This window comes from Agrobacterium sp. DKPNP3, assembly GCF_052686535.1.
In genome coordinates this window covers 12,048-32,312 of sequence record NZ_JBQYSN010000055.1, presented here as the reverse complement: position 1 = coordinate 32,312, position 20,265 = coordinate 12,048, and the positions used below count along the sequence as shown (strand labels likewise).

Below are 20,265 nucleotides of genomic sequence, written 5' to 3'. Positions count from 1 at the left end.
TGCATTCCCTGCCGCACCGGGTGGGAGACGCTTTGCCCGAGCCAGAAGAACTCGGGCTACTCCGTCAATGGCAGCTTTGCCGAATATGGCCTTGCCGATCCGAAATTCGTGGGCCGGCTGCCTGATAATCTCGATTTCGGCCCCGCGGCCCCGGTGCTTTGCGCCGGTGTCACCGTCTATAAGGGCCTCAAGGAGACCGAAGTCCGGCCGGGCGAATGGGTGGTCATTTCAGGCATTGGCGGGCTCGGCCATATGGCCGTGCAATATGCCAAGGCCATGGGCATGCATGTCGTTGCCGCCGACATTTTTGATGACAAGCTCGCGCTGGCGAAGAAGCTTGGCGCCGATGTCATCGTCAACGGCCGTGCGCCCGACGCCGTTGAACAGGTGCAGAAGGCGACAGGCGGCGTCCACGGGGCGCTGGTGACGGCGGTGTCGCCAAAGGCCATGGAACAGGCTTATGGCTTCCTCCGCTCCAAGGGCACCATGGCGCTTGTCGGCCTGCCGCCGGGCTTTATCTCCATTCCGGTGTTCGACACGGTGCTGAAGCGGATCACGGTGCGCGGCTCCATCGTCGGCACCAGACAGGATCTCGAGGAAGCGCTGACCTTCGCCGGGGAAGGCAAGGTCGCAGCCCACTTCTCGTGGGACAAGCTCGAAAACATCAACGATATCTTCCACCGCATGGAAGAGGGCAAGATCGACGGCCGTATCGTCGTAGACCTCGCCGCCTGATGTGAAGAACGAAAGCGGTGCGCGCCAATGCGCGCTCCGCTCCGCTTGTCTAACAGCTCGGCGGAAACTGAACGGTCACGCGCAGGCCGGGGTGATTGTCCGAAAGTGTCACGGCGGCGCCGTGTAGTTCCGCTACCGCCTTGACAAGGCTGAGGCCAAGCCCCGACCCTGATGTGGTTCGACTTTTTTCGACGCGATAAAAGCGGTCGAAAACCTGGGCTCGGTCTTCCTCTGAAATGCCCGGCCCGTTATCGGCGATCACCAACTGCGCCCGCGCCCCGTTGTGTGAAAGATCGAGCGCGATCCTGGATCCGGCGGGTGTATGCCGCATGGCGTTGGACAGAAGATTCACCAACAGCTGGCGGATGAGGTCGGGATCTCCCTCGATCCGGCATTCCCCGGCATCCATGCGCATGCGCAGCTGGTAACCTTCCTCGGCTGCGATCACCTCATAGGTCTCGTATATGTCGCTGACGACGTCACACAGATCGAATACTTTAAAGCGCGCGGTTCTGTTTCGCGCTTCGATCTGCGCAATCCGCAGAAGCGCGTCGAAGGTATTGGCGATCGACAGCAGGTCTTCGAGGGCGGTTTCAATGCCCGTCCTCATCTCGTCAATCCCATGTGCATTCAACGCATCTTCCAGAACGAGAAATGCACGGCCTATCGGTGTCTTCAAATCGTGTGCCACATCCGTGGTCACCTGCTTCAATGCCGCGACGCTGGATTCCAGTCTTGCCAGAGCGACATTGATTTCGGCCGACAATATGTCGATTTCATCCCTGCGCGAGGAGACCGGAAGCCGTTTCGACAGCTCGCCATTGCCGATAGCGTGAGCGCTCTGTGTCAGCGACGCGATACGACGACGCGTCCGGTATGCCAGTATGGCCGCCCCAGTCATGCCGACGCAAAGCACGATCGTTGTCGCCCAGCAGAAACTTATGAGAACAATCCGGGCCAGTTCATCCGTATCGCCATAGCTGATCCCGACAACGAGATTGTTCGGTCCGAGCGTTGCGCTGTAAAGCTTGTAGTGGGACGCATTATCGTGCTGGTCGTTCGGTTCGAGAGTCGAGTAACCGGGTGGGACATTCGAGAACTGATCGCTGCCGGCAAGAAGCTGCCCCTGCGGACTGCGTAGAGAATAGATGGTTTCCTGACCCCGGATGGCCGGCCCGTGATTGTCGACCATCTCTACCGCGCCCTGAAGTCCGCGCGTGTCGAAGGCGGACGCGATTTCCCGGTACCGCTCCATCACATTGGCGTTCAGGCGCTCATCGAGAAAGCCGACGACCATTCGATAGGCTGCGATATTCGCACCGAGCGAGGCCGTGACGAAAAGGGCGATATAGAGAAGCGCCAACCTGACGGCGGTACTCTTCAGGAAACTAGCGCCGGGCATGAAGCGTATAGCCTGTGTTTTTAACCGTGTGCAGAAGCGGCTGATCGAAGGGTTTGTCGATTTTCGCCCTTAGCCGGCTGATATGCGTTTCCACGACCGAGCTTTGCGGATCGAAATTGAAATTCCAGATTTTTTCGAGAAACATCGTTTTCGTCAGGATTCTGCCCTCGTTGCGCATGAGCAGTTCGAGAAGCGAAAATTCACGTGGCAGCAGGTCGATCCGCTGCCCTGCACGCGATGTCGTTCTGGTGACGAGGTCCATCTCCAGGTCGCCGACGCGCAGGCGCGTCTTCTCCGTGGCAATAGGCGGGCGCCGAACGAGCGCATTGATTCGCGCCGTCAGTTCCGAAAAAGCGAAGGGCTTGACCAGATAATCGTCGCCCCCCGCTTCCAGCCCTTCGACACGGTCGTCAACACCGCTCATTGCGGTGAGAAAAAGGATGGGGACGCGTATCGAGGCCGCGCGCATGCTCTTGACCAGATTGAGGCCGTCGAGGCCGGGGATCATGCGGTCCACGACGGCGACGTCGTATCCGCCGTCGAGGCCGGCCGCCAGCGCGTCGCGCCCGTCCTTCACCCAGTCGACCGTGTGGCCGGCAGAGGCCAGTCCCTTGATAATATAGTTTCCCGTTGTGTTGTCGTCTTCTACAAGAAGTATCTTCATGGCGATGACGTTGTCTTAAATACAGCTTTAAAGAAATCTCACCGCTTTTGATCACGCCGCAAATCGGGCTTTCTTGCGGCAGTTAAGGCATTGGCGGGTTTACAAAATTGTATAGTCGGCGACAGGCGGCTGAAAAATCGGCGTTTTACTTTCAACGTGCTGCAATTCGCAGTGTTACCCGTTTCGAGGATCAAGACAATGATCAAAAATATCGCCATCGCCGCATTCGCCCTCATCGCCGCAACCGCTGCCGCTTCCGCGAACGGCCTTCTCAGCGACTCCGCTACGCCCATCACCAAGATGATCGAGAACCATGCCAAGCCAGGCGACAAGGCTGTCTCCGTCTCCAACCCGGAGGTTACCTACCGTGTCTTGGAAAACGGTATGGTCGAACGGAAAAACAGCCGTTTCGACACGACAACCTACATCGATCCGACGGCCGTGCTCCGCGATAGAAACCGCCGCTAACCGCTGTGACCACGACGCGCCCGGCGGTAGATGACCGCCGGGCTTAATGCGACGGCTGGCTCTTGCCACGCTTCAAATGCTCGTCCAGCCTCGGCATGATCTCCACGAAATTGCAGGGCAGGTGGCGATAATCGAGCTGCGCTTTGAGAATGCCGTCCCACGCATCCTTGCAGGCGCCGGGAGAGCCGGGCAGCACGAAAATGAAAGTCGCGTTCGCCACCCCGCCTGTCGCGCGTGACTGGATGGTGGCGGTGCCGATCTTGTCGTAGGAGATGCGGTGGAAAAGGGCGGAAAATCCGTCCATGCGCTTTTCGAACAGCGGCTCCAGCGCCTCCGGCGTCACATCGCGACCGGTAAAGCCGGTGCCGCCTGTCGTGATGACAACATCCACGCCGTCAGACAGCGTCCATTCGCGCACGGTGTCTGCGATCACCGCCTTGTCATCAGGCACGATGGCGCGGGCGGCAAGCCTGTGGCCCGCTTCTTCGAGCCTCGCGACGAGCGTATCGCCAGATTTGTCGTTTTCCGGCGTGCGGGTATCCGAAACGGTCAGAACCGCAATTCCAAGGGGAATGAAGGGTCTTTCGCCTGCCATGGCCTTATCCTTAGTCTGTCTGTTCTTCAGATGGTCCGCGTTGCCTGAAAATACCAGCCGGGACGTTTCTTCCGAAGCGATATTTCCGCCGTCCGGGCCGCTTCAAGTGAATGAAAAATGCCGAAACAGGTGGCCCCCGAACCAGACATACGCACAAGCGCCGCACCTTCATCCGACAGCAATATGATGATCTCCCCGATCTCAGGCAGAAGCGTCTGCGCCGGTGGTTGCAGATCGTTACGGCCATGCGCGAGAAAATCCAACCATCCCATGACAGGAGATGCGGGTAGAGGCGGATTGGCCTTGTTCCGTAGGCGGCGAAAAATCTCGGGCGTCGAAACGGCCTTGAGCGGATTGGCGAGAACCAGAAACAGAGCGGGAGGGTCGATGACCGGTTCGATGTCCTCGCCGATGCCGCGCGCGATCAGGGATCGACTCTCAAGGCACATCGGCACATCCGCACCGAGCTTCAGCGCCATCGACGCCAGCCCATCCGGCGCGATTTGCGCTTGCCAGTGTCGCAGCAAGCCGCGAAGCGTTGCCGCTGCATCTGCGGACCCGCCGCCGATGCCTGAGGCTACCGGCAGGTTCTTTTCAAGATGAATGGCGACCGGTGGCGTGGGTTGGCCAGCAGACGCAAGCGCCTCGCGCAGCAGATCTCGAGCGCGGATGACAAGATTATCGCCGGTCTGACCGACGTTTAGAAGATCGCCGAAGGGGCCGGAAATGGAGAAATTGTCCGTGGCGGCGTCGCGTATGCGGATCACGTCGCCGGCTTCGGTGAAGGTTACGAGCGTTTCGAGCAGATGATACCCATCCGCTCGCTGGCCGGTCACATGGAGCGCCAGGTTGATCTTGGCCGGGGCCGCCTCGATTGTTTCGGTGGCCCCGGAAACGTCATGCAGCTGCATGCGGCGTCAGGATTTCTTGTCCGGAGCAGGGGCGGCCGGCGCTGGAGGAGCCGGTGGCTGCGGTGCGACCTCCTTCTTGGCGGTGTTCTCAGCGTCCTTTTCGAGCGGCGGCAGGCCGTTGGCGATTTTTTCCTTCACCTTGGCCTTGTCGACATCGTCATTGTCGCCGATTAGCGCACGGTTCCACTGATAAACCGCCTCGATCTTGCGACCAACGCGCCAGTAAGCATCGCCCAAATGGTCGTTGATGGCGGGGTCACCGGCTCTGAGTTCTATGGCGCGTTCCAGTTCCGTCACGGCCTGATCGAAGTCGCCCAACCGGAAGTGCGCCCAGCCGAGGGAGTCGACGATGTAACCGTCATTCGGCCGAAGCTCGACAGCGCGGCTGATCATCTTCATGCCTTCTTCGAGATTCATGCCTTTATCCACCCAGGAATAACCCAGATAGTTCAGAACCTGCGGCTGCTCCGGGTTCAACTCGAGCGCCCGCTTGAAGTTCGGCTCGGCCTTGTCCCATTCCTTCAGGCGCTCATAGGCGATGGCGCGCTGGAAGAAGATCGTCCAGTCGGATTTCTGCGGCACAGCGCCGATGACCTCGACCGCCTTGTCGTAGTTTTCAGCCATTGCCCGGTAATCCTTGGCATCGGACAGCACGCTGCCATAGGCCAGATACGAACGGATGTCCTTCGGGTCGGACTCGAGGAGCGATTTCAGGTGCTTGCGCGCCTCCTCGACCTTGCCTGTCTGCGCCAGCGTCAATCCGAGCTGCAGCTCGGAAATGCGATACATCGGCGAGTCCTTCGGCACCTCACGGTAGAAGGCGATGGCGCGGTCCGGCTGCTTCAGTGCTTCTGAAAGGCCGCCGAGGAGGATCAAGGTGTCGGGGCTCTTCGGGTCGAGTGCGCGCGACGTCTGAAGATAAAGCGTCACGATCTCTTCGGCGCCTTCGCGGTTCAAGGCGCCAGCGATGGAGAACATCACGCTGGCGGCACCTTCTACCGCGTTGGTAATCTGCTGTTCCGGTTTTTCACCCTTTTCGATCGCCTCGCGCAGCGCCTTCAGCGGCGCGTAATTCGGCGCGAAGGTGTCGCCAACCGCAATGGCGTCCAGCGCCTTCTGCTTGTTACCGGCGGACGCTTCCAGCCGCGCCAGCGCCATGACCGCGCGCATATAGGTGTCGGAGGCGGTGGCACCGCCTTCGCGGTCTGTCACGGCTTCGTTGAGGCTTTTGCGCGCCGCTTCGGTGTTGCCGGAAATCAGGGCGATGGAGGCCGCGTTGTATTTCTGGAAGATGGAGATCCAGCCCGGGCCCTTCATGTTGTTGACGAGCGCCAGCGCTTCCTTCGGCTTGCCGGCACCGGCGCGCGCCCAGGCGGTCAGAAGCGTATTGACCATGCGGTCGAGATCGTTCGGACCCGTGTACTTCAGGATCTTCTCGGCCTTGGCGAATTCCTTGTCTTTGATCGCGTCCAGACCGCGAATAATGGTCGTCACACGCTCGACGGTCGAGTCGTCCTTCATCGAATCGGCGATCTTCGCACCGGCCTCGAAATTGCCGCTCAGCAGTTCGGCGATCATCAGGCGCTGGCGGATTTCCGAGTTGGCCGGATCGAATTCCAGCGCTTTCTTGTAGAGCGAAATCGCGGTCGGGTAGTCCTGGTCGACATCGGCGTTACGACCGGCGAGGAAGGCGCCGGAGAAGGTATTCACCTTCGCCGGATCGAAGGTAACGGCCTTGTCTTCCGGTTTTGCCTTCGTCTCCGCAAAACCGGGGCTCGCACCCGCGCCGATTGCGAGAGCAGCGGCGAGAGCCGCGCTGCAGAGAAGACGGAGTGCTGGTTTACGCCGCATGAGGGAACCCTTGCCTTTGTGCCGAAGCACGGAAAAATCAGTTTCCATTGTTTGGTCACGATAGAATGGCTTTTTTGAAGCAACGCCGCAAGAAATTACGGCGGGGCCACAATCACGCCTTGAGGAGAAAATCGCCGTGAGAGGTGCGGCGGACGGGCAGACCATCCGCCGATATTCCGGCCGTCCAGCGTCAGTTCAGACGCTCGATGCAGAAGTCGATGACTTCGAGAAGCGCGTTTTTCCATGGGCTCTGCGGCAATGGCGCAAGTGCGTCACGGGCTATGGTGCCGTAATGCGTGGCGCGGCCGATCGTGTCACCGAGACCGTTGTATTTGGTGATGAGACCGAGCGCTTTTTCCAGGTTCTCGTCGCTGCTTTCACCATTTTCGATGGCATTGCGCCAGAAAGCGCGCTCATCCTGGGTGCCGCGGCGATAGGAAAGGATGACCGGCAGCGTGATCTTGCCTTCGCGGAAATCGTCGCCCGTGTTCTTGCCGAGATCGGCGGACTTGCCACCGTAATCCAGCACGTCGTCGACCAGCTGGAAGGCGAGGCCGAGATTCATGCCATAGGACTTCAGCGCGCTGCGGGTGGCCTTGTCCGTCTTGGCGACGATCGGGCCGACTTCGGCCGCTGCGGCAAAGAGAGCGGCCGTCTTCGCGCGAATCACCTGCAGGTAATCGTCCTCGGTCGTTTCCATGTTCTTGGCGACGGAAAGCTGCAGAACCTCGCCTTCGGCAATGACCGAAGCGGCGGTCGAGAGCACGTCGAGCGCATCCAGCGAGCCGACATCCACCATCATGCGGAAGGCTTGACCGAGCAGGAAGTCACCAACGAGAACGCTTGCCTGGTTGCCCCAGATGGTACGGGCGGTGGATTTGCCGCGACGCAGATCGCTTTCGTCCACAACATCGTCATGCAGAAGCGTCGCCGTGTGCATGAATTCCACGCTGGTGGCGAGCTTGATATGGTTGTCGCCCTCGTAACCGAACATCGAGGCCGAGGCGAGCGTCAGCATCGGCCGAAGGCGCTTGCCGCCTGACGAGATGAGATGGTTGGCCACCTCGGGGATCATCTGGACATCGGAGCCGGCCTTGGAAAGGATAAGCTGGTTCACCCGCTCCATGTCGGGGCGGGTCAGGTCGACAAGCGGCTTGACGGATGCGAGTTTGTTTTTGCTTTCTTCAAGCGGTATGACGACGCCCAAGGGACAGGACTCCAGTTCGAATTTGAATTCGACAATAAAAACTGACGCCTTGCGCGGCAAGGGGCGAATTGCCGCTCGCCATTCAAAAAGATGGGAATTTAGGTCTATCCATGCGTGAACTGATCCGTACCAACGATGCCGTGCTTCTTTCCTTCGCCGAAAGCCTGATGAAGGATGCCGGCATTCACTGCCTGATTGCCGATCAGGCGATGAGCATTCTGGAGGGATCGCTCGGCCTTTTGCCGCGACGGTTTCTGGTGGAAGACGATCGCGCCGATCAGGCCCGCCGCATTCTCATCGATGCGGGGCTGGGCAACGAATTGCGTAATCAGGAGGCTTGAGCGGCGGTGAGCGACGGCATTTCGGAAACGATCGACGGCTTTCATCGCGGGCGCTTTCACATCATCCAGCCGAAGGGCAGGGGGCATCGGGCAGGCATGGACGCCATGCTGCTTGCCTCGCTCGTCGCGGATGACCGCGCCTGTCGTGTTGCCGATCTCGGCGCCGGTGCCGGTGCCGCCGGCATGGCTGTGGCAGCGCGGCTCGAAAAGGCGCAGGTGACACTCTATGAGCGCTCCCCGGAAATGGCGGAATTTGCCCGCCGCAGTCTCGAACTGCCTGACAATGCCGCTTTTTCCGCCCGCGTCGCGGTTCTCGAAGCCGACGTGACGCTGCGGGCGAAAGCCCGGACCGAGGCCGGATTGCCTGATGAGCATTTCCATCACGTCATCATGAACCCGCCCTATAATGACGCCGGCGACCGCCGCACACCGGATGCCCTGAAGGCGGAAGCGCACGCCATGACGGATGGCCTGTTCGAGGACTGGATCAGGACCGCGGGCGCCATCATGATCCCGGGCGGGCAGCTTTCCCTGATCGCACGGCCGCCATCGGTGGCGGAGATCATTGCCGCCTGCGGCAGCCGTTTTGGCGGCCTCGAAATCACCCTCATCCATCCACGACCCGGTGAAGATGCGGTACGCATGCTCGTAACCGCCATCAAGGGATCGCGCGCACGGCTCTCCTTCCGCGCCCCCCTTATCATGCACGAGACCGGCAGCCACGCCTTCACCTCTTTCGTGGATGACCTCAACAATGGCCGCGCCGCCTATTCCCGTAATGTAAGGGCAATCAGACCCGGCTTATAAAATCAGCGTGACGCCAGCCGCATGCCATTGTGTTTTGCCCGGCGATACATACATCCGTGTCGTTGAAGTCATTGCTGTGAGGATTGATTGGTGGGTTTGCTGAAGCATCTTGTGCCGAAACGCTTTCGTAAAAAAGAGCTTGTCATTCCCGTCGTGCGCATGAATGGCGCCATCATGGCGGGCGGTAACCAGTTCCGCCCCGCGCTCAACCTCGCCTCCTATGCGCCGTTGCTCGAAAAGGCCTTCGCCATCAAGGATGCCCCGGCCGTCGCGATCTCGATCAACTCTCCCGGCGGTTCGCCCGTCCAGGCCCGCATGATCTACAACCGCATCCGCCAATTGGCCGAGGAAAAGGACAAGAAGGTTCTGGTCTTCGTGGAGGACGTCGCGGCCTCCGGCGGCTACATGATCGCGCTTGCCGGCGACGAGATCATCGCCGACCCGACATCCATTGTCGGTTCGATCGGCGTGGTCTCCGGCGGCTTCGGTTTTCCGGAAATGCTGCGGAAGATCGGTGTGGAGCGCCGCGTCTACACGGCCGGCGAAAACAAGGTCATCCTCGACCCCTTCCAGCCGGAAAAGGAAGGCGATATCGAATACCTGAAGTCGCTCCAGGTCGAAATCCACAATGTTTTCATCGATATGGTCAAAATGCGCCGCGGCTCGAAACTGAAGGGCGACGATACGATCTACTCAGGTCTGTTCTGGACCGGCATGCGCGGCCTCGATCTCGGCCTGATCGATGGACTGGGCGACATGCGGGACGTGCTCCGCCGCCGATACGGTACCAAGGTGAAGCTGCAACTCGTCAGCGGCGGGCGCACTCTGTTCGGCAAAAAAGTGCCCGGTGTGAGCGCAGCGCTTGGTCTTGACGCCGAGCGGCTCGCCGCAGGTGCGGTTTCGGGACTTGCAGAGGTCGCCGAAGAAAAGGCATTGTGGTCGCGTTTCGGTCTATGATGTCTCAGGAATAAAGCCTTATGGCTCAGCTTATTACAATCATCCTCCTGGTGGTGGGTGCCATCATCCTCTACCGCCGCTTCGTCCGCGATGCCGAAAAGCTTTCGGCAAAATCGAAACGGCGCGAGAAGGAACGTGAGACCGGCGCGATCGGCACCCTTATCAAGGACCCGCAAACCGGTGAGTACCGCGTGAAGCGCGAGGACGAGGCTTAGGCGGCGTAGCCGCGCATAAAACCTTGACCCTCAGCCCATGCCGTGGCACCAGTCCGCATCCGAAGTAAGTCAATGCTTACTTGTCCTCCTAACGCCGCGATGACTGCAATGACCGATGTTCCCGACCATATGAACCCGAAGCGTTCCTTTCAGGCGCTGATCCTGACGCTGCACAATTACTGGGCCGACAAGGGCTGCGCGGTGCTGCAGCCCTACGATATGGAAGTGGGCGCGGGTACGTTCCATCCGGCAACGACGCTGCGCGCGCTTGGGCCAAAGCCGTGGAAGGCCGCTTACGTGCAGCCATCGCGCCGCCCTTCCGACGGACGTTATGGGGAAAACCCCAACCGCCTGCAGCATTACTACCAGTATCAGGTCATCCTGAAGCCCAACCCTTCCAACCTGCAGGAACTCTATCTCGGTTCGCTGAAGGCGATCGGCCTCGACCCGTTGCTGCACGATGTGCGCTTCGTTGAGGACGATTGGGAAAGCCCGACGCTCGGCGCCTGGGGTCTTGGCTGGGAATGCTGGTGCGACGGCATGGAAGTGTCGCAGTTCACCTACTTCCAGCAGGTCTGCGGCATCGAATGCTCGCCGGTCGCCGGCGAACTGACCTATGGTCTGGAGCGTCTGGCCATGTATGTTCAGGGCGTCGACAATGTCTACGACCTGAACTTCAACGGCCGCGAGGGCGAAGAGAAGATTTCCTACGGCGACGTGTTTTTGCAGGCCGAGCAGGAATATTCCCGCCATAACTTCGAATTTGCCGACACCGCCATGCTCCATCGCCATTTCATCGACGCGGAAAAGGAATGCCAGGCGCTTCTCGCTGCCGGTGCGCCCGGTGACAACGATAATCAGCGCCTGCACAAGTGTGTGTTTCCGGCCTATGACCAGTGCATCAAGGCGAGCCACGTCTTCAATCTTCTGGATGCGCGCGGCGTCATCTCGGTGACGGAGCGCCAGAGCTATATTCTGCGCGTGCGCACGCTGGCGAAAGCCTGCGGCGAGGCCTTCCTGCTGACGGATGCTGGCGGGCTGAACTGGAACAGGGCCGCCTGAACAAATATGTAAGGCGGAAAACACTCTAAACTGCGGATGCCGCCGTTGGCGTCCGCGCCTCTTGAGGAGGGGTCGGGCATGTTCATCACGCTGGCAATCATTGCTGCAATCGCGCTTTATGTCGTCTTCATCTATAACGGCCTCGTCAAGTCTCGGCAGATGAAGGAAGAGGCGTGGTCGGGCATCGACGTGCAGCTGAAGCGCCGCGCCGATCTCATTCCGAACCTGATCGAGACGGTCAAGGGTTATGCAGCACATGAAAAGAGCACCTTCGAGGAGGTGATTAACCTGCGCAACCGGGCGCAGGCGGTGCCGGCGGGTGATGTCGAAGGTCGCGCCCAGGCGGAAGGGCTGCTGTCGCAGGCGCTCGGCAAGCTGTTCGCTCTCGCCGAAGCCTATCCGGATCTCAAGGCCAACACCAACTTTCTGGAATTGCAGCGCTCGCTCGAAACCATCGAAAACGAGATCCAGATGTCGCGCCGTTATTACAATGGCGCCGCACGCGATCTCAACGTCAAGGTGGAAAGCTTCCCGTCGAACCTCGTGGCAGGCCAGTTTGGGTTTGCCAAGGCGCCCTATTTCGAGATCGACAATCCCGCTGACCGTGCGGTGCCAACCGTCAAATTCTAAGGTCGGCCAAAGCTGCCCATAGACGCCCGATGACATTCCGGCTTGTGCCGCCTATTTTGACAAGACGACGATCATGATCGAACTGACCATCACCCCGCCCGGTCACCCGCTTTCCGGCAAGGTGGAGCCACCCGGTTCCAAGTCCATCACCAACCGCGCGCTGCTGCTGGCGGGCCTTGCCAAGGGCAAAAGCCGCCTCACCGGCGCGCTGAAGAGCGACGATACGCTTTATATGGCGGAAGCCCTGCGTGAGATGGGTGTGAAGGTAACCGAGCCTGATGCCACCACTTTCGTGGTCGAAAGTTCAGGTCTGCTGCAGCAGCCACAAAAGCCGCTTTTCCTTGGCAATGCTGGCACGGCAACACGCTTCCTCACCGCCGCCGCCGCGCTTGTCGACGGGGCCGTCATCATCGATGGCGACGAGCATATGCGCAAACGTCCCATCATGCCGCTGGTAGAAGCGCTCCGCTCCCTCGGAGTCGAGGCGGATGCGCCGACCGGATGCCCGCCCGTCACCGTCTGCGGCAAGGGTACGGGTTTTCCGAAGGGCAGCGTTACCATCGACGCCAACCTGTCGAGCCAATATGTCTCGGCACTGCTGATGGCGGCCGCCTGCGGTGATAAGCCAGTCGATATCATCCTCAAGGGCGAGGAAATCGGTGCGAAGGGCTATATCGACATCACGACATCGGCCATGGAGGCTTTCGGCGGGAAGGTGGAGCGGGTCAGCAATGCCATCTGGCGCGTGCACCCGACCGGTTACGCGGCGACCGATTTCCATATTGAGCCGGATGCCTCCGCCGCCACCTATCTCTGGGGTGCCGCACTTCTGACCGGCGGTGCAATCGATATCGGCACGCCCGCAGACAGGTTCACCCAGCCAGATGCCAAGGCCTATGAGGTCATGGCGCAGTTTCCGCACTTGCCCGCCGAAATCGATGGTTCTCAGATGCAGGATGCCATCCCCACTATCGCGGTTCTCGCCGCCTTCAACGAAACGCCGGTGCGTTTCGTCGGCATCGCCAATCTGCGGGTCAAGGAATGCGACCGCATCCGCGCCGTCTCGCTGGGCCTCAACGAAATCCGCAACGGTCTGGCGCATGAGGAAGGCGACGACCTGATCGTGCATTCCGATCCCTCGCTCGCGGGCCAGACTGTCAAGGCCTCGATCGATACCTTTGCCGATCACCGCATCGCCATGAGCTTTGCGCTCGCGGCGCTGAAGATCGGCGGCATCGCCATCCAGAACCCTGCCTGCGTGGGCAAGACCTATCCGAACTACTGGAAGGCGCTTGGCTCGCTGGGCGTCGCGTACAGGGAAAAGGAAAGCGCTGCCGAGCCGCAGCATTGACGCCATTGAGGAGGATCGCCCGTGAAGACCATCGCCGCAAGACTTCTCGCGTTGTTCGTCTTCCTGGGCGCGGCCTTCCCGGCTTTCGCGGAAGAGTTCATCCGTTCGTATCATTCCGTCATCGAGGTCGCGCAAGATGGAAAGCTGACGGTGACGGAAACCATCACGGCCCGCGCCGAAGGCCAGAACATCAAGCGCGGCATCTTCCGCGACTTCCCGCTTTACGCGCTGGATGCGAATAACCGCCGCACCAGGGTGGATTTCAACGTCGCTTCGGTCGAGCGCGACGGGGCGCCCGAGAACTGGCGCACCGAAACCATCGATGGCGGCATCCGCATCTACACCGGCAGCGCCGATCGCTTTCTGCCAACCGGCGACCATATCTTCCAGATCACCTACACCACCGCCCGGCAGATCCGTTATTTCAGCGATTACGACGAGCTGACCTGGAACGTGACAGGCAATGGCTGGCAGTTTCCAATGGGCAAGATTTCCGCCACGATCACGCTGCCGGAGGGTGTGAAGGCGACGGATACGGCGGTTTTCACGGGTGCGTTGGGCGCGAAGGGCAAGGATGCCCGCATCCTCAATGAAGGAGACGAGGTATTTTTTGCGTCCACCCGGCCGTATTCGGTGGGCGAGGGCATGACGGTTGCGGTGAAGCTGCCCAAGGGCGCCATCGCCGCGCCCGCGAGTTCGCAGGAGACAAGCTGGTGGCTGCGGGATCATCTCGCCATCCTGATCTCGGGCGGCGGGCTTCTGGCCGTTCTCGTCTATTACCTCCGGGCATGGTCCGCGGTCGGCCGTGATCCGGCCAAAGGCGTGGTCGTGCCGCGCTGGGATGCGCCTGAAGGGTTATCGCCGGCGCTGGTCAACTACGTCGACAACAGGGGCTTCTCCGGCGCGGGCTGGACGGCGCTTTCCGCGTCTGCTCTTGATCTTGCGGTCAAAGGTTATGTCGTTCTGGAAGACCTGAAGAATTCCATTGTCATCCGCCGCACGGATAAGCCGACTGCCACCGATTTGCCGACCGGCCAAAAGACGCTGCTTGCCTCCATCGGCGGACGTGGCGAGTCACTGACCATCGACAAGGCCCATGGGGCTGAGGTCGAAAAGGTCGGGCGACAGTTTCGTACAGCCATCGAGAAGGAACATCGGGGCAAATATTACCGCAGCAATGCCGGTTACACGGTGTTTGGCATCCTGTTCAGCATCGCCATCATCATCGCGACGCTCGTCTTCGGCGATCTGGACGAAAACTCCATCGCGGCCGTGATGGTCCTCGGCTTTTTTTCTTTCTTCTTCGGTATCCTCTCCATCGGCATCGGTCGCCAGTTCTCGCGCGGCGCGTCGCTGCGCAACCGGATCGGCGGTATCATCATGCTTGCCTTTGCCGGCTTCATTGCCTTTTCCGCGGTCGGCGGCTTTGCCACGCAGATCTTTCTCGACGTGACACATGGCACGAAGTCGCTGGCGCTGGCCGCCATCGGCGGCATTGTGCTCACCAATACGCTCTTTCTCTTTCTGATGGGCGCGCCGACGCCGCTCGGACGCAAGCTCACGGATGGCATTGAGGGGTTGAGGACCTATCTGACGCTCGCGGAAAAGGACCGGATGAACATGGCGGATGCACCCACCATGTCGCCGCAGCATTTCGAAAAGCTGTTGCCTTATGCCGTGGCGCTCGGTGTCGAAAAACCGTGGAGCCAGACGTTCGAGAAATGGCTGAAGACGGCCGCTGCCGGCGCCGCTGCTTCAACTTATGTGCCTGGCTGGTACATTGGCAGCAATTACGGCAGTTTTGGCGGCCGTATCGGCGGGTTCTCGACCTCAATGGCAAGCACGATCGCCTCCACGATTCCTCAACCCGTCAGTTCGTCAAACTCCAGCTTTTCAAGTGGTGGCGGTGGTGGGGGCGGCGGTTTTTCCGGTTCCGGCGGCGGTGGCGGCGGCGGGGGCGGGTGGTAGCGCCCGCGGGTGGTAATTTCACCGATTGCCTTGGTGACTTTTGCCGCTGGTCTTGCTAAGTCCGCAACACTCTTCTGCAACAAATTAAAGTCCTTATCCCATGCCCGATCTTCTGCTTGAACTTCGCTCCGAGGAAATCCCTGCCCGCATGCAGCGCAAGGCGGCGGGAGATCTGAAGAAACTCGTCACCGACGCCTTGGTGGAGAGAGGGCTGACCTATGAGGGTGCGCGCGAATATTGGACGCCACGCCGCCTGACGCTGGATATTCGCGGTCTAAACGCCCGCTCCGCCGATGTGCGTGAGGAAAAGAAGGGCCCGCGCACCGATGCAAATGAAAAGGCAATCGAAGGCTTTCTGCGCGGCGCTGGTCTCAATGATATCTCGGAAGCGCAGGTCGTTTCCGATCCGAAGAAGGGCGATTTTTACATCGCTATCATCAACAAGCCAGGCCGCCCGGCAGAAGAGATCATCGCCGAGGTGATGCCCGGCATCATCCGCTCTTTCCCGTGGCCAAAATCAATGCGTTCCGGCCCGGCCTCCATGCCGAAGGGTTCCACCTATGCCGGCATTGAAGGCAAGGGCTCGGAAAGCCTGCGCTGGGTGCGCCCGCTGCAATCCATCGTCTGCCTGTTCGGCCCCGAGCATGACGAAACCCAGGTTATACCTTTCGCCATCGACGGCATCGTCGCGGGCAACGTCACCTATGGCCATCGTTTCCACGCGCCCGGCCCGATCACCGTGCGACGTTTCGAGGACTATGTCTCGAGCCTCGAAAAGGCAAAGGTCGTGCTGGATGCCGAGCGCCGCAAGGACATCATCCTACATGACGCCAAGGATCTTGCCTTCGCCAACGGCCTTGATCTGGTGGAAGACGAAGGCCTGCTGGAAGAAGTCTCCGGTCTCGTCGAATGGCCGCAGGTGCTGATGGGCACCTTCGAGGAGGATTATCTGCAGATTCCGGCGGAAATCATCCGGTTGACCATCAAGACCAGCCAGAAGTGTTTCGTCACCCGCAACCAGGGTGCGGAAGAGGGCCTTTCTAACCGCTTCATCCTGGTCTCGAATATCGAGGCAAGCGACGGCGGCAAGGAAATCATCCATGGCAACGGCAAGGTCGTGCGGGCCCGCCTGTCGGATGCCCGCCATTTCTGGACCCGCGACCAGGGCGATCTGCCCGATCTCGAAACGCTGAAAGACTCGGCTGCGAAATTCAGTCTCGATCTCAAAAAGCCGCTCGACCAGCGTATGGCGAAGCTCGATGCGCTCAACGTCACCTTCCATGCCAAGCTCGGCACTCAGGGTGAGCGCGTGGCCCGTATTCGCGAACTGGCCAAGGCTCTGGCTCCCATCGTCGGTGCCGATGCCGCGCTGGTAGACCGCGCCGTGGTGCTGGCCAAGGCCGACCTGCGCACTGAAGCCGTCGGCGAATTCCCCGAGCTTCAGGGCCTGATGGGCCGTAAATATGCGGCGCTTCAGGGCGAAAACGAAAGCGTCGCGGCCGCCATCGAAGACCACTACAAGCCGCAGGGTCCCTCTGACCGTCTGCCCGCTGACAAGGTGGCCATCACCGTCGCTCTTGCCGACAAGCTCGACACCCTCGTCGGCTTCTGGGCCATCGATGAGAAGCCAACGGGCTCGAAGGACCCCTTTGCGCTGCGCCGTGCGGCGCTGGGCGTGGTGCGTATTCTTCTGGAAAAGAATGTCCGCTTGCCGCTCTTGAGCGTGGCGAAGGACCCGGACCTTCTCTCCTTCTTCCATGATCGCCTGAAGGTCTATCTTCGCGATCTCGGCGCGCGTTACGATTTGATTGATGCTGTCCTGACACCTGAATCCGACGACCTGCTGATGATCGCCCGTCGTGTCGAAGCGCTTACCGCCTTCATCACCGGAGAGGATGGCCGCAACCTTCTGGCCGGTGCCAAGCGTGCAACCCAGCTTCTGGCCGCTGAGGAAAAGAAGGGCACCGTGGTGGCCGATGGCGTTTCGGAAGAGTTGTTGAAGCTCGATGCCGAAAAAGCGCTTTATGCGGCAATCAAGACCGCCTCTGCAGATGCCGCAAAAGCAGTGGCGGGCGAAGATTTCCGCTCTGCCATGCAGGCACTCTCGACGCTTCGTGCGCCCGTGGACAAGTTCTTCGAGGATGTGCTGGTCAACGACGAAGACGCCGCCATCCGTGCCAACCGTCTGGCGCTGCTGAAGGCCATCCGCGAGGCGACCGGAACCGTCGCGGATTTTTCGAAGATCACGGGGTAACAACATTGGGGGTAAACGGGCATTGCAGAATGCTGGGTTTCACCCCCCTCTGTCCTGCCGGACATCTCCCCCACAAGGGGGGAGATCGAATCGTCGTGACCGTTCAATCATCTTCAACGTTAAGGATTTGGCGGGGGGTGTCCCGCTTGCCGATCTCCCCCCTTGAGGGGGAGATGCCCGGCAGGGCAGAGGGGGGTATTTCGGCTTCCATGCTTGCCGGGAGCGTTTTAGATTGATCGACATGATCCCCAAAATCCTCATCAGCGCCTGCCTCCTCGGCCAACCGGTCCGTTATGACGGCAAGGGCAAACCTCTTTCCCATCCAACAATCGAGCGCTGGCGCGAGGAGGGCAGGCTGGTTCCGATCTGTCCGGAAATGGCGGGCGGCATGCCCGTGCCGCGTCCGCCGGCGGAAATTGAAAACGGCGCTTCCGGTCTCGATGTGCTGGAAGGCCGCGCCCGCGTGCTGGAAGTAACCGGCGGCGATGTCACGGCCCAATTTATCGCCGGTGCGGAAAAGGCGCTCGTCTTCGCCAGGTCCAATGGCTGTACCCACGCGTTGCTGATCGACGGCAGCCCGTCATGCGGATCCGTCGCGATCTATGACGGTTCGTTCTCCGGCATTAAACATGCCGGCAATGGCGTGACCGCGGCGCTGCTCGAAATAGCCGGTATTGCGGTCTTTTCCCCGGCCGATATCGACCGGCTCGATGCTCTGACCTCTTGAAAACAAAAGCGCCGGAGTTTCCCCCGGCGCTGTTCGTGATCGATTGCCTCGGACTATATCACCCCGCCATGCGCATCTCGTGCGCCATGACATGCAGCTGATGGCCGGAGGAGACGCGGAAGCCGCGGATGAGATTCAGCAGCTCCTCGGTGTCCACGGCGAGCGCTTCCGCCGAAGCCGTCGTTTCTTCCGCCATCGCCGCATTGTGCTGGGTAGCGACATCGAGCTGGTTCAGCGACGAGGAGATCGAGCGCAGCGTCGTATCCTGCTCGGCCGCCGAGTGCGCGATCTTGCTGACGATCTCGTTGGCGGATTTGATCTGGTCGGAGATGCGCTTCAGCGCATCGCCAGCCTCGCCGACAAGCCGCACGCCGTTTTCCACCTGCGAGGAGGAGCGGGCGATCTGGTCCTTGATTTCCTTCGCCGCGGCGGCGGATTTCTGCGCCAGTTCGCGCACTTCCTGCGCCACCACCGCAAAGCCCTTGCCAGCTTCCCCGGCACGCGCCGCTTCGACGCCAGCATTCAGTGCCAGGAGGTTGGTCTGGAAAGCGATGTCATCGATGACACCGATAATGTTGGAAATCTGGTCGGACGACTGTTCGATGCCGCTCATCGCGGAGATTGCCTCTTCCACCACCCGGTCGCTGCGCATGGCTTCAGAGCTGACGGTGGTGACGCGCTTGGCGGCGTCGGCTGCGCCTTCCGCTGTCTGGCGCACCGCAACGGTCAGTTCGTCAAGCGCTGCGGAGGTTTCTTCCAGATTGGCAGCCTGCCGTTCGGTGCGCTGCGACAGCTCGTTCGAGGCCTTGCGGATTTCTTCCTTGGAACCGCCAATGTCGATGCTCTTGGCATTGACCTTGGCCATGGCGGCGTCAAGATGCGTCAGGGCTTCGTTGAAATTGTCGCGCAACGTTGCGTAGCGGTTGCCGAGATCGGCGCAGCGGACAGTGAGGTCGCCGCTTGCCAGCTTTTCCAGTGCTTCGCCGATCGTCGTAACGACACGCGCCTGCAATTCCGCCTCGTCGCGCTGCATGTCGAGATTGTTCTGTCGTTCGGCATTCAGCTGTCGTTGCTGTTCTTCCTCACGGCGCTGCATGGCATGACGCTCGCGCACCTTGTCCTGAAGCGAGGCCGTGGCCTTCGCCATCATGCCCACTTCATTGGTGAGGTTCGTGTGGGGAATTTTAAGCGCGACATTCTCGTTTGCCACTTCGCCGAGGGCCCGATGAATATCGCCAAGCGGCTTCGAAATGCCACGGATGACATAGAAGGCGGCGGTAAGCGCGAGCACGAAGATCAACGCGCCGATGGAGAGCGCTTTCATCACGTCGCCTCGAACCTGCGCGTTCAGATCGTCAATATAGACGCCGGTCACGACCACAACCTGCCATGGCTCGAAAGCAAGGGCGTAGGAGCTTTTGGCGTAGTCGTTGCCTTCCATACCGGGCTTCGGGCCGTAGAAATCCGTCTGCCCACCGCCATTGCGGCCGAGCCGCACCAGTTCGTCACGATAGGCAAACCCCTTGCTGTCAGGCTTGCCCTTGAAATTTTCACCGACCCGTTTCGGATCAGGATGGAACTTCATCGTCACGTCGTAGTCATAACCGAAGAGGTAACCGTCAGGTGTGAACCGCATGGCGCTGACGGTGGCATAAGCCTGTTTCATGGCCTCCTCGTGCGACAGCGTTCCGGCTTTTTCCTTATCGTAAAACGATTGCAGGATGGCGATTGCCGATTGCACCTGTGTGCGCAGCATGCCGTAGCGTTCCTCATAGATCGCGTCGGTTGCGGATCTCAGCTGGTAAAAGGTCGCCACGGAAAAGGCGGCCATCAGGGCCACCACGAGAACGATCAGTTGACGAGAAATGGAAAGGTTCTTCATGGGTGCTCACAAGCGTTTGGGATCGCGCGTAGGAGCGCGCGGTGCCGGTGTTTCAGAAAAGGAGAGGCGCCTGATGCGCGGAAAAAGGGCTTGAGAAGGCGTGTCATCGCCACAAGCACACATCATGTGCTGCATCGCACAATGGATTTATTTAGCAGCTAAAAATTTGAATAAATATTTAATTAGCTGTCGCTTTATCGGCGCATTTCGCAAAAAAGGTGGTAGAAAACAGAACTTC

Annotated in this window: 19 protein-coding genes; 12 read left to right on the top strand and 7 right to left on the bottom strand. The window is 60.1% G+C overall.

What is annotated here, in order from left to right:
- On the top strand, positions 1-735 hold a 735-nt coding region (locus ACUTJJ_RS15680), incomplete at its 5' end, for a zinc-dependent alcohol dehydrogenase (protein ID WP_445542742.1).
- A gap of 49 nt (positions 736-784) precedes the next feature.
- On the opposite strand, the gene ACUTJJ_RS15675 is transcribed toward ACUTJJ_RS15680, so the two are convergent.
- Together ACUTJJ_RS15675 and ACUTJJ_RS15670 are read right to left on the bottom strand one after the other, a co-directional pair.
- On the bottom strand, positions 785-2,137 hold the full coding sequence (locus ACUTJJ_RS15675; protein ID WP_445542741.1) for an ATP-binding protein: 1,353 nt from the start codon (positions 2,135-2,137) through the stop codon (positions 785-787).
- The gene (locus ACUTJJ_RS15670) at positions 2,124-2,801 is read right to left on the bottom strand and encodes a winged helix-turn-helix domain-containing protein (RefSeq protein WP_445542740.1); all 678 of its coding nucleotides are present in this window, start codon (positions 2,799-2,801) and stop codon (positions 2,124-2,126) included. The genes ACUTJJ_RS15675 and ACUTJJ_RS15670 overlap by 14 nt, the downstream gene beginning before the upstream one ends.
- Before the next feature lie 198 nt (positions 2,802-2,999).
- Between ACUTJJ_RS15670 and ACUTJJ_RS15665 the strand changes: the two genes are divergently transcribed.
- Positions 3,000-3,269 carry a hypothetical protein gene (locus ACUTJJ_RS15665; protein WP_063949772.1) on the top strand — a complete coding sequence of 90 codons (270 nt, stop codon included), beginning with the start codon at positions 3,000-3,002 and terminating at the stop codon, positions 3,267-3,269.
- Between the two features lie 43 nt (positions 3,270-3,312).
- Here the strand turns inward: ACUTJJ_RS15665 and moaB are convergent, their stop codons facing one another.
- The 4 genes from moaB to ACUTJJ_RS15645 all read right to left on the bottom strand — a co-directional run bounded on the left by moaB (position 3,313) and on the right by ACUTJJ_RS15645 (position 7,833).
- Positions 3,313-3,864 (bottom strand): molybdenum cofactor biosynthesis protein B, encoded by a 552-nt coding sequence (gene moaB, locus ACUTJJ_RS15660; protein WP_445542739.1) that lies wholly within the window; start codon positions 3,862-3,864, stop codon positions 3,313-3,315.
- 26 nt (positions 3,865-3,890) lie between these two features.
- The gene (locus ACUTJJ_RS15655; protein WP_445542738.1) at positions 3,891-4,775 is read right to left on the bottom strand and encodes a 4-(cytidine 5'-diphospho)-2-C-methyl-D-erythritol kinase; all 885 of its coding nucleotides are present in this window, start codon (positions 4,773-4,775) and stop codon (positions 3,891-3,893) included.
- 6 nt (positions 4,776-4,781) lie between these two features.
- A complete protein-coding gene (locus ACUTJJ_RS15650; protein WP_077224891.1) occupies positions 4,782-6,626 on the bottom strand; it encodes a tetratricopeptide repeat protein in 1,845 nt (614 codons plus the stop codon).
- A 190-nt stretch (positions 6,627-6,816) separates the two neighbouring features.
- Entirely contained in the window at positions 6,817-7,833 is a 1,017-nt protein-coding gene (locus ACUTJJ_RS15645; RefSeq protein WP_004440110.1) for a polyprenyl synthetase family protein, read from the bottom strand.
- A 110-nt stretch (positions 7,834-7,943) separates the two neighbouring features.
- Between ACUTJJ_RS15645 and ACUTJJ_RS15640 the strand changes: the two genes are divergently transcribed.
- The 10 genes from ACUTJJ_RS15640 (at position 7,944) to ACUTJJ_RS15595 (ending at position 18,145) form a co-directional block, all read left to right on the top strand.
- The gene (locus tag ACUTJJ_RS15640) at positions 7,944-8,174 is read left to right on the top strand and encodes a putative signal transducing protein (protein ID WP_404494135.1); all 231 of its coding nucleotides are present in this window, start codon (positions 7,944-7,946) and stop codon (positions 8,172-8,174) included.
- A 6-nt stretch (positions 8,175-8,180) separates the two neighbouring features.
- On the top strand, positions 8,181-8,981 hold the full coding sequence (locus ACUTJJ_RS15635; protein WP_445542737.1) for a tRNA1(Val) (adenine(37)-N6)-methyltransferase: 801 nt from the start codon (positions 8,181-8,183) through the stop codon (positions 8,979-8,981).
- A 90-nt stretch (positions 8,982-9,071) separates the two neighbouring features.
- The gene (locus tag ACUTJJ_RS15630) at positions 9,072-9,938 is read left to right on the top strand and encodes a S49 family peptidase (RefSeq protein ID WP_445542736.1); all 867 of its coding nucleotides are present in this window, start codon (positions 9,072-9,074) and stop codon (positions 9,936-9,938) included.
- A 20-nt stretch (positions 9,939-9,958) separates the two neighbouring features.
- Positions 9,959-10,153 carry an NfeD family protein gene (locus ACUTJJ_RS15625; RefSeq protein WP_296065304.1) on the top strand — a complete coding sequence of 65 codons (195 nt, stop codon included), beginning with the start codon at positions 9,959-9,961 and terminating at the stop codon, positions 10,151-10,153.
- Positions 10,154-10,252: 99 nt separating this feature from the next.
- Positions 10,253-11,215: a glycine--tRNA ligase subunit alpha gene (locus ACUTJJ_RS15620; protein WP_020813609.1), complete on the top strand. Its 963-nt coding sequence runs from the start codon at positions 10,253-10,255 to the stop codon at positions 11,213-11,215.
- 78 nt (positions 11,216-11,293) lie between these two features.
- Positions 11,294-11,845, top strand: a complete 552-nt coding sequence (locus ACUTJJ_RS15615; RefSeq protein WP_063949836.1) for a LemA family protein — start codon at positions 11,294-11,296, stop codon at positions 11,843-11,845.
- A 73-nt stretch (positions 11,846-11,918) separates the two neighbouring features.
- Complete coding sequence (locus tag ACUTJJ_RS15610; RefSeq protein WP_445542735.1) at positions 11,919-13,196, top strand: 3-phosphoshikimate 1-carboxyvinyltransferase; 1,278 nt, start codon at positions 11,919-11,921, stop codon at positions 13,194-13,196.
- Between the two features lie 21 nt (positions 13,197-13,217).
- On the top strand, positions 13,218-15,164 hold the full coding sequence (locus tag ACUTJJ_RS15605; RefSeq protein ID WP_445542734.1) for a DUF2207 domain-containing protein: 1,947 nt from the start codon (positions 13,218-13,220) through the stop codon (positions 15,162-15,164).
- Positions 15,165-15,264: 100 nt separating this feature from the next.
- Entirely contained in the window at positions 15,265-17,418 is a 2,154-nt protein-coding gene (glyS, locus tag ACUTJJ_RS15600) for a glycine--tRNA ligase subunit beta (protein ID WP_445542733.1), read from the top strand.
- Positions 17,419-17,659: 241 nt separating this feature from the next.
- Positions 17,660-18,145: a DUF523 domain-containing protein gene (locus ACUTJJ_RS15595; RefSeq protein WP_445542743.1), complete on the top strand. Its 486-nt coding sequence runs from the start codon at positions 17,660-17,662 to the stop codon at positions 18,143-18,145.
- A 58-nt stretch (positions 18,146-18,203) separates the two neighbouring features.
- Here the strand turns inward: ACUTJJ_RS15595 and ACUTJJ_RS15590 are convergent, their stop codons facing one another.
- The gene (locus ACUTJJ_RS15590) at positions 18,204-20,027 is read right to left on the bottom strand and encodes a methyl-accepting chemotaxis protein (protein ID WP_445542732.1); all 1,824 of its coding nucleotides are present in this window, start codon (positions 20,025-20,027) and stop codon (positions 18,204-18,206) included.
- Between the last annotated feature and the right edge of the window lie 238 nt (positions 20,028-20,265).

Bases quoted from the DNA above. Each gene is read 5' to 3' on its own strand.
- ACUTJJ_RS15665 (WP_063949772.1), top strand. From the start codon at position 3,000: ATGATCAAAAATATCGCCATCGCCGCATTCGCCCTCATCGCCGCAACC.
- ACUTJJ_RS15650 (WP_077224891.1), bottom strand. From the start codon at position 6,626: ATGCGGCGTAAACCAGCACTCCGTCTTCTCTGCAGCGCGGCTCTCGCC.
- ACUTJJ_RS15590 (WP_445542732.1), bottom strand. From the start codon at position 20,027: ATGAAGAACCTTTCCATTTCTCGTCAACTGATCGTTCTCGTGGTGGCC.
- moaB (WP_445542739.1), bottom strand. From the start codon at position 3,864: ATGGCAGGCGAAAGACCCTTCATTCCCCTTGGAATTGCGGTTCTGACC.
- ACUTJJ_RS15640 (WP_404494135.1), top strand. From the start codon at position 7,944: ATGCGTGAACTGATCCGTACCAACGATGCCGTGCTTCTTTCCTTCGCC.
- ACUTJJ_RS15620 (WP_020813609.1), top strand. From the start codon at position 10,253: ATGACTGCAATGACCGATGTTCCCGACCATATGAACCCGAAGCGTTCC.
- ACUTJJ_RS15595 (WP_445542743.1), top strand. From the start codon at position 17,660: ATGATCCCCAAAATCCTCATCAGCGCCTGCCTCCTCGGCCAACCGGTC.
- ACUTJJ_RS15615 (WP_063949836.1), top strand. From the start codon at position 11,294: ATGTTCATCACGCTGGCAATCATTGCTGCAATCGCGCTTTATGTCGTC.
- ACUTJJ_RS15655 (WP_445542738.1), bottom strand. From the start codon at position 4,775: ATGCAGCTGCATGACGTTTCCGGGGCCACCGAAACAATCGAGGCGGCC.
- ACUTJJ_RS15670 (WP_445542740.1), bottom strand. From the start codon at position 2,801: ATGAAGATACTTCTTGTAGAAGACGACAACACAACGGGAAACTATATT.
- ACUTJJ_RS15610 (WP_445542735.1), top strand. From the start codon at position 11,919: ATGATCGAACTGACCATCACCCCGCCCGGTCACCCGCTTTCCGGCAAG.
- ACUTJJ_RS15675 (WP_445542741.1), bottom strand. From the start codon at position 2,137: ATGCCCGGCGCTAGTTTCCTGAAGAGTACCGCCGTCAGGTTGGCGCTT.
- glyS (WP_445542733.1), top strand. From the start codon at position 15,265: ATGCCCGATCTTCTGCTTGAACTTCGCTCCGAGGAAATCCCTGCCCGC.
- ACUTJJ_RS15625 (WP_296065304.1), top strand. From the start codon at position 9,959: ATGGCTCAGCTTATTACAATCATCCTCCTGGTGGTGGGTGCCATCATC.